Origin of the sequence: Terribacillus aidingensis (genome assembly GCF_900215625.1) — a bacterium.
Classification (GTDB): domain Bacteria; phylum Bacillota; class Bacilli; order Bacillales; family Amphibacillaceae; genus Terribacillus; species Terribacillus aidingensis.
This window is the reverse complement of the sequence record NZ_OBEK01000001.1, coordinates 908,724-923,257: the sequence shown is the minus strand read 5'-3', so window position 1 is coordinate 923,257 and position 14,534 is coordinate 908,724. Positions and strand designations below refer to the sequence as shown.

Sequence of the window (14,534 nt, the reverse complement as noted above, 5' to 3'; positions counted from 1 at the left end):
AAATTCCCCTCCCCCTACATTGCAGCTTCGTTATAAAATAAGACCCACCCGTGAAGGTGGGTCTTGCTGTATCAAATTACTTTTCTGCTACTTGTGTTGCATACTCTATTTCGCTGTTTGTTCGTTCTCGATCGCGTTCGAGTATTGGCTTCAAGTATTTTCCGGTGTAAGAAGCAGGCACTTCGGCTACAAATTCCGGGGTGCCAGTAGCTACGATTTCTCCGCCGCGGTCGCCGCCTTCTGGCCCGAGGTCAATGAGATAATCGGCTGTTTTAATAACATCCAGATTATGTTCAATAACAAGAACGGTATCACCGTTCTCCACAATCCGTTCCAGCACTTTTAGTAACCGGGCGATGTCATCCACGTGCAAGCCAGTTGTCGGCTCATCTAAAATATAGAATGTTTTTCCGTTGCTGCGCTTATGCAGTTCACTAGCTAGTTTTACACGCTGCGCTTCTCCGCCGGAAAGTGTTGTCGCAGGCTGGCCGAGTTTTACATATCCAAGCCCGACATCTGCAATTGTTTGCAGTTTGCGCTTAATTTTTGGAATGTTCTCGAAGAAATCCACAGCTTCTTCAATCGTCATATCCAATACATCCGCAATGCTTTTGCCTTTATACTTCACTTCGAGTGTCTCACGGTTATATCGCTTCCCGTGACATACCTCACACGGTACATATACATCAGGAAGGAAGTGCATTTCAATCTTGATGATGCCATCGCCGCGGCATGCTTCACAGCGTCCGCCTTTGACGTTGAAACTGAAACGGCCTTTTTTATAGCCGCGTACTTTCGCTGCATTCGTGCTGGCATATACATCCCGAATATCATCAAATGCACCTGTATACGTAGCCGGGTTAGAGCGCGGTGTCCGGCCAATTGGAGACTGGTCAATGTCGATAACTTTATCCAGATGCTCCAAGCCTTTGACTTGTTTATGCTTACCTGGCTTCTGCTTGCTTCTGTTGAGTTTCTGCGCCAGTGTTTTGTGCAGAATTTCATTTACGAACGTACTTTTACCAGAGCCAGATACACCCGTCACGGCATTGAACAAACCGAGCGGAATTTTAGCAGATGCTTTTTTTAAGTTATTTTCCTCAGCACCAATAACTTCGATAACACGTTCCATATCCGGTTTGCGGCGTTCAAATGGAAGCGGCACAAATTTCTTGCCAGACAAGTACTGTCCTGTGAGCGAGCGCTTATCTTTCATCACTTTAGCTGGTGTACCCTGACTGGAAATCTGTCCGCCATGTTCGCCAGCTCCCGGTCCTACATCAATCAGCCAATCGGCTTCCATCATCGTATCTTCGTCGTGCTCGACGACAATGAGCGTGTTACCCAAGTCACGCATCCGTTTCATCGTTTCAATCAAACGGTCGTTATCGCGCTGGTGCAATCCGATTGATGGTTCATCCAGTACATACAGAACGCCGGTTAATGCTGAACCTATTTGTGTTGCAAGACGAATACGCTGCGCTTCGCCGCCGGATAAAGTTCCTGCAGCACGAGATAACGTCAGGTAATCCAAACCAACATTGTTTAGGAAAGTAAGTCTGTCTACAATTTCCTTTGTAATCATGAAAGCAATTTGACGTTCTTTTTCATTCAGTTCAAGCTCTTCCATGAACTGTTTTACTTCCAATACAGACTGCTCGGTAACGTTGCTGATATGGCTGCCATTGATAAGCACTGCAAGCGACTCTTCCCGAAGACGATGTCCTTTACATTTTGGACATGGGCGTGTATTCATGTATTTCTCCATTTGTTCGCGAATGAAATCAGACGTCGTCTCACGGTAACGACGAGCGATATTTGTCAGTACGCCTTCGAACTCAATGTTGCTTTCACGCACTCTGCCAAAATCATTTTCATAACGGAAATAGATTTTCTCTTTTTTCTTTCCGTTCAGCAAGATATCCAGCTGTGACTCCGGCAGCTTGCCTACCGGTACATCCATATCAATACCAAAATGACTGCTGGCAGCTTCCAGCAGTTTCGGATAATATTGCGAACTAGTCGGTTCCCACGCTGCAATCGCTCCTTCGCGCAGGGTTAGCTCTTTATCCGGAATGACTAAGTCAGGATCAACTTCCAGTTTCGTACCCAAACCATCACAAGATGTGCACGCACCGAATGGGCTGTTGAAAGAAAACATTCGCGGTTCCAATTCACCGATAGAAAAACCGCAAATTGGACAAGCGTGATGCTCACTGAATAGCAATTCCTCCACGCCCATTACATCTACAATTACTCGGCCGTCTCCGAGTGTAAGAGCTGTTTCCAAGCTATCTGTCAAACGGCCTGTGATGCCTTCTTTAATCACAATCCGATCGACTACAACTTCAATGGAGTGCTTCTTCGTCTTCTCCAGGTTGATGTCATCTGAAATCTCCATCATTTCGCCATCTACACGAAGACGGATATACCCTTCTGCACGCAGCTTTTCCAGCACTTTGACATGCTCGCCTTTTTTACCGGAAACAACAGGCGCTAATACTTGCAGGCGGGATCTTTCCGGAAATTCAAGGATTCGGTCAGCCATTTGCTGAACAGATTGGGAACTGATCTCAATCCCGTGCCGCGGGCAAGTTGGACGTCCGACTCTTGCAAACAACAGACGCAAATAATCATAAATCTCTGTTACCGTTCCGACAGTGGAACGCGGATTTTTGCTTGTTGTTTTCTGATCAATACTAATTGCTGGTGACAGCCCTTCAATGGAGTCGACGTCGGGCTTGTCCATCTGGCCAAGGAACTGTCGGGCATATGCAGATAGTGATTCCACATAGCGCCGCTGCCCTTCGGCGTAAATCGTATCAAAAGCGAGCGATGACTTTCCTGAACCAGACAAGCCTGTCAATACGACCAGGCTGTCTTTCGGAATATCTACATCAATATTTTTTAAGTTGTTAGCGCGTGCACCTCGGACTGATATATGTTTCTTCGCCACTTGCTTCACCCTTCCGCTTTAAGTTCCAATACAAGATCACGAAGCTCTGCAGCACGTTCGAAGTTGAGATCGCGCGCAGCCTGTTTCATCTCTTGCTCCATATCGGCAATAACTTTTTCTTTTTCTTTTTTCGTCAGCTTCGTCAAATCCGGCGTATCCTTATTCGGTGTGCCGCTCTCTTCAGACGTGATAGTTGCTTTAATTACATCCCGCACTTCTTTTCGGATCGTCTGCGGCGTGATGCCGTGTTCTTTGTTATATGCTATTTGAATCTCACGACGACGGGTTGTCTCGTCAATGGCTTTCTGCATGCTGTCCGTAATTCGATTCGCATACATAATGACATGACCGTTTTCATTACGTGCTGCACGCCCCATAATCTGAATGAGAGAACGTTCAGAACGCAAGAAACCTTCCTTATCTGCATCCAGAATAGATACTAAGGACACTTCTGGTATATCGAGTCCTTCTCGAAGCAAGTTGATCCCAACCAGCACGTCATATTTGCCGACTCGTAAGTCACGAATAACTTCGATACGTTCCAATGTTTTAATTTCTGAATGAAGATAAGCAACTTTTATCCCGATATCTTTCAGATAATCAGTTAAGTCTTCTGACATTTTCTTCGTGAGTGTTGTAATTAAGACACGCTCATTCTTTTCGGTACGTTTATAAATTTCACTGATAAGATCATCAATCTGACCTTCAATTGGCCGAATATCTATTTCTGGATCAAGCAACCCTGTCGGACGAATAATCTGCTCTACCATCTCAGGTGTATGCTCCATTTCATATGGTCCCGGAGTTGCAGATACATACACAAGCTGTTCGGTCTTTTTCTCAAATTCAGTGAATGTCAGCGGACGGTTATCCATGGCTGACGGCAGACGGAAGCCATGGTCAACAAGCACTTTCTTACGGGCTTGGTCCCCATTGAACATTCCCCTGATTTGCGGGAGCGTAACATGGGACTCGTCAACTACTACCACGAAATCGTCTGGGAAGAAGTCCAGTAACGTATACGGCGTTGCTCCCGCTTCACGGAAAGTAAGATGGCGGGAATAGTTCTCGATACCAGAACAAAAGCCCATCTCACGCATCATTTCCAAGTCGTAGTTGGTGCGCTGTTCCAAACGCTGCGCTTCCAGCAATTTGCCTTGCTCATTAAATACAGCAAGCTGTTCTTTGAGCTCTTCCTCAATATTGCTAATCGCTTTTTTCAAGTTTTCCTCACGCGTGACGAAGTGGGAAGCCGGAAAGATGGCAACATGCTCGCGGTCGCCAATTATCTCTCCTGTCAGCGCATCTACTTCCCGAATACGATCGATTTCATCACCAAAGAACTCAAAGCGAATACAATGTTCTTCTTTTGAAGCCGGAATAACCTCAACAGAATCACCGCGTACGCGGAACGTACCACGCTGAAAGTCAATGTCGTTTCTTGCATACTGGATATCAACAAGGTTGCGGAGCAGTTCATCCCGGTCTTTTTCCATCCCGACACGGACGGAAAGCACTTGGCTCTTATATTCCTCCGGGGAACCCAAACCATAGATGCAGGATACACTTGCTACAATCAGCACATCATTCCGCTCGAAAAGCGAAGATGTTGCGGAGTGGCGCAATTTATCGATCTCATCATTAATGCTGGCATCTTTCTCGATGAATGTATCTGTCTGCGGTACATAAGCTTCAGGCTGATAATAATCATAATAACTTACAAAATACTCTACAGCATTGTTCGGAAAGAATTCCTTGAACTCGCTGTACAGCTGGCCTGCTAGTGTTTTGTTATGAGCTATTACGAGTGTCGGACGATTTATCTCCTTCACCATATTCGATATAGTGAACGTTTTACCAGTACCTGTCGCTCCAAGCAATGTTTGATGGCGCTTTTTCTGGTGAATACCCTCGACTAAGTGATCAATTGCCCGCGGCTGATCGCCTTGCGGACTATATTTGGATACTAACTCAAACGTTTCATTTTCCTTCAACGCCAATTTCCTCCGTTCTATTCATTTCTCATATAATAGCATAAAATATATAAAAATACGAACAAACATTCGTTTAAAATTCTGTATACCCGCTAGTATAGATGTTTACCTAATCTACGAAACATAAACACAGCAGATAGCAAAAAGCCGTCAAAAATGACGGCTTTATCTATTAGTTAGCAGTTTGGTCGTATTGGTTGACCTCAAACAGATCAATTAAATCAACTTTCGGGTTTTTATCGGTGAACCAGCGAAGAGCAAAATCATTCTTGAACAATGCCAAGTATTCTCCTTCACGATCCTGTGCGAGCAAACTGCGCTCGTCGAACAGGCGTTCATCCACTTGCTCAGCTTTCAGCCAGCGTGGGATGCGTTCTCCCATCGATTCCAATACTACTTCTACATTATACTCGTTTTTCATTCGATATTCGAATACTTCGTACTGCAGCTCTCCAACTGCGCCAAGGATGAAGCTGTCATCGCGTTTTCCGCGGAACAGCTGAATCGCTCCTTCTTGCACAAGCTGCTCAATTCCTTTTCTAAATTGTTTTGCTTTCATGACGTTTTTCGCTGATACCTTCTTGAATACTTCTGGCGGGAATTGCGGCAGCTCATCGAATTCGAAGTTTGCTTTTCCTTCCACCAATGTATCTCCAATTCGGTAAATATTCGGATCATATATACCGATAATATCTCCAGCAAAAGCTTCTTCTACTGTATCGCGGGAAGAAGCGACGAACTGCTGTGATTGCGAAAGTTTGATTGGTTTAGCAGAACGAGCAAGCTGGACACTCATACCTCGTTCGAACTTCCCAGAGCAAACGCGCAAGAAAGCAATTCGGTCACGGTGGGCTGGGTTCATGTTTGCTTGAATCTTGAAAATGAAACCGGAAAATTCTTCTTTATCCGGTGATACAACTCCCTCTGTTGTACGACGGCCTCCTGGAGCAGGTGCCATGCTGACAAATGTGTCAAAGAAAGTCTGCACCCCAAATGGCGCTAGGGCGCTTCCAAAGAATACTGGTGTCTGCTCACCTGCAAGTACACGATCTAATGAGAATTGGTCGCCAGCTTCTTCTAGCAATTCCAGCTCTCCTTTTGTGTCTTCAAAGGTAGATTGACCAGTCAAATCAGCATATGCCGGATCATCCAGCTCGCTATATGGAATGTACGTTTCTTCTTCGTTCCCGTTAAAGCGGACAAATTGCTCGTTATGACGGTCGAAGATACCTAGGAAACGTTTGCCCATACCTGCTGGCCAGTTCATTGGATATGTCTCGATATCTAATACTTGTTCAATCTCTTCCAAAAGCTCCAATGGCTCTCGGCCTTCACGGTCCAGTTTATTAATGAAGGTAAAAATAGGGATACCGCGCATACGGCAAACTTTAAACAGCTTCAGCGTTTGTGCTTCAATGCCTTTTGTGGCATCGATAATCATCACAACACTATCCACTGCCGTTAAAGTTCGGTATGTGTCTTCACTAAAATCTTCGTGTCCTGGTGTATCCAGGATATTCACTTGATAATCTTTATAAGGGAAGTTCATTACAGATGATGTAACAGAAATTCCGCGCTGCTTCTCAATTTCCATCCAGTCGGATGTGGCAAACTTACCAGATTTCTTTCCTTTAACAGTACCCGCCGAACGAATAAGGTTACCAAAGACGAGCAGCTTCTCTGTCAGTGTCGTCTTTCCGGCATCCGGGTGGGATATAATTGCGAAAGTCTTACGTTTTTGTACTTCTTCATTTATTTTCATCGGTTCATTACCTGCCGTTCTGTTAGCATTCGTAGAGCGTGTCTATCAACGTGGGCGTTTTTTATCACACTGCGTTAAACCTTCTTTCCGCTCAAAAATCAGTCTTTCTCTACTATACCTAATGTTAGTTGCTTTAGGCAATATCTTCTCTTAGAAGGTTTTTATTGACCGATACAAAGAAAACGCTTTACTATATTGGTAACAAGACTTTCAACAAAATTCGGTTTATTCTGAGGAGAGACAATCATGCTCAAAAAACTATTCGGTAAAAATGTTACGGAAGAAAGTTTTGTAAGCCCTGTCACTGGCAGAGTCGTCCCGCTGGAAGAAGTACCTGACCCTGTATTTGCTGAAAAAATGATGGGTGACGGTGTCGCAATCGAGCCGTCCGATCAAACCATCGTCAGTCCGATTGACGCGGAAGTCGTCCAAGTATTCGAAACAAAGCACGCCATTGGCTTGAAAACCAACATGGGCTTAGAGCTGCTCGTGCATATCGGGCTTGATACCGTAAATTTAAAAGGGGAAGGTTTCGAAACGTTTGTCAAAGTCGGAGATAAAGTTTCTGCCGGTGATAGACTAGTTCGTTTTGAAAAGCCAGTAATCGAAGCAAAAGCAAAAAGCAGCATCACACCAGTGATTGTCACAAACTTTGAAGAAAGTGATTTCACCCTGGAAGCACTCTTCCCCGAGCAAGCAATCGCGGGTGAAACACAAATTTTCCAAGTGAAAAAGAAGTAAGTGCAAGTGAAGCTGATGTAAATAATGACTAACTATCTATATATCCAAACGATACTGCGGATAAATGCGTGTTGTTTGGATTTTTTTACATTGGAGTTTCTGAATAAGGAACAGTAAGTCGAAGTACACTCGACTTGGGGAAAACAGACCTCGTGAATCTCAAAAGTCAATGACAGCTTTCTGTGCTAATTTATGCAAAAGGTGCTTCAGTGTAGTAGAAATCAACTAGCATAGACAGAATACGTAGACTCCTGCGGGAACAGCGCTAGTCGAAGACCTCGAAGCGGCGGCCAAAGCATTGCACCTCATTATCAGAACTCACTACTCTTGATTTACCTCATACTCGTTTTTTATTCTGCCTGGTTGGGGAAGGCTATTGTCATATCTGTTATAATGATAGGATAATGAATTTTTTAGACTGGAGACTGGGCTTTTATGCAATCTTATTTTCTCGATAAACAAGATATCATCAAAGTGACAGGTGATCGTTTCTACCGCAGAGGGTTGGACTATGCCAACAAAGGCCGTGTACAGGGGCTTAGCTTTACACCTTCCATCAATCAATGGAAGGCTGTTGTTCGTGGCACAGAAAACTATCCAGTACGGATCTTTTTCTTTGAGGACGATGACCTTGATGGTGTTTGTTCTTGTCCGGCATATCACACCCACTATACGTGCAAGCATATCGCAGCTGTCTTAATCGCAATCAGTAAAAACCGTTTTGACAGCAACGGTTATACGATAACCGAAGATACATCTCCGCCTGCAGCAGCTCGGCAGACGGATTTCACGGATCGGCTGGTACAAACCTTCGCTTCCTCGGATGAACGCCTGCCATCTAAACAGCCGGAAACATTAAAGCTGGAGTATAAAGTAGAACAGCGCTTTTTGCAGACAAATGGCAACACGGTGCTGGAGGTCGAGCTCAAAGCTGGTACTTCCCGTACGTATATCGTCCGTCTGGCAGAGGATTTTCTCCGGAGTGTGCTTCACCATACGCGCTATCAGCTAACACCAAGCTTTGCTTTTGATCCGAATGTACATATTGTCTCACCAGAGGACAGACACATACTGGGACAATTATTGGAGGCTTGTGAAAATAGTTTTATCCATGAATTCACAGCGTCTTCCCTTCAGTCAGAAAAACGTGCTGTTAAACTGACACCTTCTTTGGCTAAAGACTTGCTGCCCGAGCTTGCTGAAGCTGGTGCCTCCCTTCATCTTCTCCACACGGATGCAATGAATGCATTTCATGTGAGCAGCCAGCCGGCACGCTTGGATTTTTACTTATCAACGGACGAACAAGAAATGCTGCAATTCGGTGTACAAGATATTGCTGCTTATGAATACATTAAAAACTATCATTATCTCGTAAAGGACGATGTGCTCTACCCCGTCCCGCCTGAACAGCGGGAACTAATCAAAGAACTGTTCTCAATCCTGCCTTACCGGCATGATACGCCGCAGACGGTTGCCGATAAAAATGTAAATCAATTTGTATCCCAAGTCGTTGGGAAGCTCGAACAAATTGGTCATGTGCATATCGCTGAAACAGTCCGCAGCAAAGTAGAACTGGCACCTCTTACAGCAAAAGTGTACTTGGATGAAACAGACGATGTGCTGCATGCCAGCGTCGCTTTCCATTATGGTGAGTATGTGATTCACCCTGGACAGAAGCAGACAAATCTTCCTGTTATCAAACGGCAAACTGCTCAGGAAGATGCCGTTTTGCAGCAGCTGCACACATCAGGATTCCGCTTTACTAAAGGTCGCTTTCACTTGCTTAACATGGAGTATATTTATCAATTTCTTCATGAGCACTTGCCTGCTTTGCAGCAAGTAGCGGAAGTGTATATATCTGACCGGGTACAGGCGATGAAGGCAGACGACCAGCATGAAGTGTCCTCTTCTGTTCGCTTGCAGCAGGAAAAAGGCATGCTGGAAATCAGCTTTGATATAAACGGTATATCCGAAACTCATATTAGCAATGTTTTGCAAGCAATGATTGAGAAGAAAAAATATTACCGCATCCCAGACGGCGCCTTGCTCGATTTGGAACAAGATTCAATGGAAAACTTCCAAGACTTTCTGGAGCAGCTGCAGATACGGAAAAGCCAGCTGGATAAGCAGCATATCTTTGTTCCAGTCGCACAAAGCATGCAAGTCGAAGAGGCACTTCACGGAGCCGAGATGGAAGCTGCCTTTCAAACACTTATTGAACGGCTTCGCAATCCGGAACAAATTGATTTCGACCTGCCAGCCGGGCTGAATGCCGAATTGCGTGACTATCAGCTGACAGGCTTCAAATGGATGAAGACACTCGCTTATTATGGTCTCGGCGGTATTCTTGCTGATGATATGGGTCTTGGGAAAACATTGCAGACGATTGCTTATCTCACATCTGAGCGCGAAGCTAATCCAGCATCCCGCCCGTCGCTGATTATTGTACCTTCTTCCCTGCTTTATAACTGGCAGAAAGAATTTGAGAAGTTCGCGCCTCATATGCGGACATTAGTGATTTCCGGATCGGTAACAGAACGGCAAAGTCAGCTCGCGCACTTGACGGATTATGATATTGTCATTACTTCTTATCCATTGTTGCGTGTGGATCATCATGTATATGCAGGGCAGTTATTTGATAGCTTAGTTTTAGATGAAGCGCAAGCAATCAAAAACCATAATACACAGACAGCTAAAGCTGTCGGACTTATCCAAGCCGGGAAACGATTTGCTTTGAGTGGTACACCGATTGAAAACAGATTGGATGAGCTATGGTCGATTTTCCATACCATTTCACCGGGATTGTTCCGCAGCCGCAAAACGTTCACAGAATTTGAACCGGAGAAGATCGCGCAAATTACTCGCCCCTTCATTTTGAGACGGGTAAAAACCGACGTGCTGCATGAACTGCCAGAAAAGATTGAAACAACCACGTATTCTGATTTGACGCAAGAACAAAAAGAAATTTACGTTGGCTACCTCGAACGGATACGACGTAAGATTGACCAGACAATTGCTGAAAAAGGCTTTGACCGAGGTAAATTGGAGATACTCGCCGGACTGACCAGGTTGCGGCAGATCTGCTGTCACCCGTCCCTATTTATTGAAAACTATACGGGGCAATCCGGTAAATTGGAACAGCTGCTGGAAGTTATTCGTGAACTGAAGCAAAATAACAAACGCTTCCTCATCTTCTCGCAATTTGCCAGCATGCTGCAAATTATCAGGGAAGCATTGGATGATACCGACGTCTTTTATTTGGACGGCAGCACCCCTTCCAAGGAGAGAATGCAGATGGCAGAAGCTTTCAATGAAGGAGAAAACGATGGCTTCCTGATTAGTTTGAAAGCCGGAGGCACCGGCTTGAATTTGACTGGAGCAGATACTGTTATACTCTTCGACCTATGGTGGAATCCCGCAGTCGAAGAACAAGCAGCCGGCCGTGCTCACCGAATTGGACAGAAAAATGTCGTGCAAGTTATTCGCCTGCTTACCCGCGGAACAATCGAGGAACGAATTTTCGAACTGCAGCAGCGAAAACGCGCACTAGTAGACCAGATTATTCAACCAGGCGAAACAATGCTGAACACCCTAACAGAAGAAGAAATACGGAGCCTGCTCTCGATGCAGGAAATATAGGAAAAGGAGCAAGCCGCGTCGGCTTGCTCCTTCTTTTTATGGTCCGCTTCTGCCGACCATCGGTGTAAGTACTATAAAAATACTAAACTGTTTATCTTGAAATTAACACTCATTTCCTCGCCTCGTTTAATCTACGTCTCTTATAGTTAATTCTTGTTCTGGTGTAAAACTAACGTAATAATCATAAGTTTCTTCACCATTGACGACGCTGCTATACCCTACTTCAGCTAAATAATAATCGATGGATTCACTGTTCAATTGGTTCTGTATTTCCCGGCTCTGTTGCAGCATTTGTTCTTTCGTCAAATCTCCCTTTTCAATTTCCAGTGTAATGAGAATCGGCTTTGGCGTTTTCAACTGCGGTGTCCATTCCTCAGCAACTTTGTTGTATACTCCCACATCCGTAACCACTGAATCGACTTGCGGCACTTTTTCTTTGAGGAGCGTTAGAATATACCGCTCTGCCTCTGCATTTAGCTTTTCAGATGCCTCTTTGTCAATATTGGATTCATGAATTGTATCGCTATAGACTTCATACGGTTCGAGAGCGGAGACATAGAACGGATAGGTGGTCTCAACTCCTATCGGGTCCTTTTTCACTACATGAAATCGATAAGTGCCATCGGTCCATCCATACCCTGCTGACCGCTTGATCTCATAGTCCATGTCGGGATAAGTTTGTTGTAAAAAAGCTTCCAGGCTCTCCTTTGCTTTGTGTTTGTCGGTTGTATTTCCGCTCATTTGCATGTAGGCGAACACTATGGCAGCAATTAATGAAAATGCAATCAAACTGTATATTATTTTCTTTTTCATGATTAATTTTCCTCTCTTATTTTAACAATGCAGAAGCCGATAATGATTCCGATAAAAGTAATGAAAAGGTGGATAATTAAGGTCGTCAGTGCTATTTGAAGTGCCTCCGAAAAACTTTCAGCATAAAACTCGCCGAACCAATCCGTTATATATAACAAGCAATTCCATATGAAGTTCGGTACGCCCGCTAGCAGGACAGTTACGAGGACCGACCGGTAAAACAGATAGGTGACTGCACCTAAAATAGTATAAGTCAGGATAAAACCACTATTGTCATTCATAATGGTCGTGCTCATCGCCAATATAAAAGCAATTGCTACAAAGAAAATCTGTATTGTCGTCAATTTCACGGTAATCTTACGAATCATTTTTTTAGAAGTACCGCCGGGTTTTACTTCTGCAGGCAGTGGAATTTGTACTTGCTCTGTGACATGGCCGCATGCTTGGCAGCTTTTCAAGTGTTCCTCGATAAATTGCTTTGTCTCCAGCTGCAACAAGTCTTCTTCGTATAAAGGCAAAAGATCTTGTACAATCGTACATTCTTTGCTCATAAATCCACCTCCATTAATTTTTGGATCTTTAGCTTCAATCGGTGAAAAGTCACACGCGCATAGTTCTCTGATTTCCCGATTAAGATGCCAATATCTGCAAAACTCAGTTCTCCGTAGATACGCAGCAAGATGATTTCCCTTGAGACATCATCCAATTTCGAGATATGATGTAAAAGTATTTTTGTATCTTCATTGATTTCCGCCAATTCTTCCAATGAATGTATTTCAGATTGTGGAATCTCTGCAAGCTTTTGCATTAAGCTTTGCTCATACTTGTTTTTCCGGTAATATTTTTTCAGTAAATTTGTCGCAATCTTGAACACCCATGTCGACAAGGTGGAATATCCATTAAATGATCCAATGTTTTTACAGGCCTCGTAAAAGGTATCGTGGCAAAGATCTTGAGCAGTCATCCGATTTCCGGTTTTGGAATAAAAAATGCATAGATTTTCGGATGAATCTTTTCATATTCTTCCTCGAGCTTATTCATAACTGCCCTCACTTTCTTGTTGTTCGTAGTATTAATACCTTGAGCACCTATTTCGTTACAATCATTTTTTAAATATTTCTTTATTAAAAAATTCGGCTTTTGCCTCGCTAATGACAATCCCTCCTCCGCTAATTGGATTTCTCTGTAGCCGAAATGTAATGGGATTCCCTATTGGGCAGAGAAGTGCTAGTACTCTAAACACCTGTACACGTTTATTTGGAAACCCCTCATATATATAACTCTCCATTAACTCCTATAGCATTTCAATGCCTATTTATATCTAACAACCTGAAGAAATTGTACGTCAGTTTCGGAGACTTCTAGAAAAAGAAAACCACTTATCCTTGATAGAATAAGTGGTTCAACTCAGCTGCTAATCGGTGCAGCTTGCTTATGCTGTTCTTGTACAAAGATGATGCCCAATTCGTGTGGTTCACCTTCGTACATGGCGCGTTGTTTGATTCGTATTTCGCCTTGCTCGTCACGAATCTCCATTTTGCAATATTGACTGTTTGATTGAATTGCTTCATAAAAGGAACGTTCTGTCGCGATGCGGATGCCGTTCACTTTCTCAATTCGTTCACCAGGAAGCAGGCCAAGTCTGTCAGCCGGACTATCTGGTATAACAGCTAGCACAAACATGCCTTCGCTGCTTTCGGTATAATAAAAGGCTCGTTTTCGATCTTTGTTTCGGAAGTAAAGGGTAATAGCTTCTCTGCCGATAAGTGCTGCAACAAAAGCAGCAATAGATAAGTAGTACATGTAGATTCCGGCTGCACTTAATGCGAGCGTAAACAAAGCTAATACGAAGATCGCCTTTCCTTGCTGGCGTGCTTCCATAAAAGCTGGACGCCCTTTCGCAATACCATTAATGCCTGTGAGCAATGGTACGAGCAGCAAGCCGTAACTTGTTCCGTTTAGATGGAAGAATGGCCACCAAGGCGCAAACGGTTCAATTGCACCAGCTGGTACGAGCAGAAAGAACGGAATGAACAGCAGCTTACGGAAGCGGTGCTGTCCAATCCAGCGGCCGCGCGGTCCTTTTACGAGTTCTGGCAATGTATCTTCCCGTTTGGTCCGTAACAGCAAGACTGCTTCTGCTAGCATGATAATGCTCATAATGAGTGCAAAACTAATCCAATTCAATCCTGCAATATCCACTGCCCAGCCAGCCGGCAAATAATCGCTGGCGTATGGTGCCGCACCTACAGCAAGCAGAAAACTGAATCCGAATATGTACGCTGCTGACAGCCATGTGAATTGCAGCAGTATTGTCAGCACAATTGTCACAACGCTTACGAGCAGCACAACAGGCGGCGCAATTACAATCCCGGCTCCGATACTCACTGCTGTGAGCAAGATTCCAAAAATGACGGAGAGAGGCCATGTGCCTGTCCATTCTTTACGGAATGCAAACACCTTCGTACCGAAGTTGATACGCTCTTTGCGGATTCTGCGACTCGAAACGAATAGCGTAAGCAGCAGTGCCCAATAAAGCAGCGGATTCAAAAAGAAGTTCCCGACTCCATACAGAAGTTCGGTTAACCAATCATTCACCATTATGTGTCTCTCCCTATAACCATCTCGT

9 protein-coding genes are annotated in these 14,534 nt (G+C 44.3%); 2 read left to right on the top strand and 7 right to left on the bottom strand.

The annotated features are described in order from the left end of the window. Positions 1-76: 76 nt before the first annotated feature. From uvrA to CRO17_RS04340, 3 genes are all read right to left on the bottom strand, one after another. The gene (gene uvrA / locus CRO17_RS04350) at positions 77-2,956 is read right to left on the bottom strand and encodes an excinuclease ABC subunit UvrA (RefSeq protein WP_097039607.1); all 2,880 of its coding nucleotides are present in this window, start codon (positions 2,954-2,956) and stop codon (positions 77-79) included. Positions 2,957-2,961: 5 nt separating this feature from the next. After that, a complete protein-coding gene (uvrB, locus tag CRO17_RS04345; protein WP_097039605.1) occupies positions 2,962-4,950 on the bottom strand; it encodes an excinuclease ABC subunit UvrB in 1,989 nt (662 codons plus the stop codon). Positions 4,951-5,122: 172 nt separating this feature from the next. Continuing rightward, positions 5,123-6,712, bottom strand: coding sequence for a peptide chain release factor 3 (locus CRO17_RS04340; protein WP_097039603.1), 1,590 nt, complete (start codon positions 6,710-6,712; stop codon positions 5,123-5,125). A gap of 246 nt (positions 6,713-6,958) precedes the next feature. On the opposite strand from CRO17_RS04340, the gene CRO17_RS04335 reads away from it, so the two are divergent. After that, positions 6,959-7,453 carry a PTS sugar transporter subunit IIA gene (locus tag CRO17_RS04335; RefSeq protein WP_097039601.1) on the top strand — a complete coding sequence of 165 codons (495 nt, stop codon included), beginning with the start codon at positions 6,959-6,961 and terminating at the stop codon, positions 7,451-7,453. A 435-nt stretch (positions 7,454-7,888) separates the two neighbouring features. Continuing rightward, positions 7,889-11,092 (top strand): DEAD/DEAH box helicase, encoded by a 3,204-nt coding sequence (locus CRO17_RS04330; protein ID WP_097039598.1) that lies wholly within the window; start codon positions 7,889-7,891, stop codon positions 11,090-11,092. Positions 11,093-11,218: 126 nt separating this feature from the next. Here the strand turns inward: CRO17_RS04330 and CRO17_RS04325 are convergent, their stop codons facing one another. The 4 genes from CRO17_RS04325 to CRO17_RS04305 all read right to left on the bottom strand — a co-directional run bounded on the left by CRO17_RS04325 (position 11,219) and on the right by CRO17_RS04305 (position 14,506). Next, positions 11,219-11,905 (bottom strand): YfjL-like protein, encoded by a 687-nt coding sequence (locus tag CRO17_RS04325; RefSeq protein ID WP_097039596.1) that lies wholly within the window; start codon positions 11,903-11,905, stop codon positions 11,219-11,221. A 2-nt stretch (positions 11,906-11,907) separates the two neighbouring features. Then, complete coding sequence (locus CRO17_RS04320) at positions 11,908-12,456, bottom strand: zf-HC2 domain-containing protein (protein WP_097039594.1); 549 nt, start codon at positions 12,454-12,456, stop codon at positions 11,908-11,910. Beyond that, entirely contained in the window at positions 12,453-12,869 is a 417-nt protein-coding gene (locus tag CRO17_RS04315) for an RNA polymerase sigma factor (RefSeq protein WP_097039592.1), read from the bottom strand. The genes CRO17_RS04320 and CRO17_RS04315 overlap by 4 nt, the downstream gene beginning before the upstream one ends. Before the next feature lie 443 nt (positions 12,870-13,312). Further along, on the bottom strand, positions 13,313-14,506 hold the full coding sequence (locus CRO17_RS04305) for a PDZ domain-containing protein (RefSeq protein WP_097039588.1): 1,194 nt from the start codon (positions 14,504-14,506) through the stop codon (positions 13,313-13,315). Between the last annotated feature and the right edge of the window lie 28 nt (positions 14,507-14,534).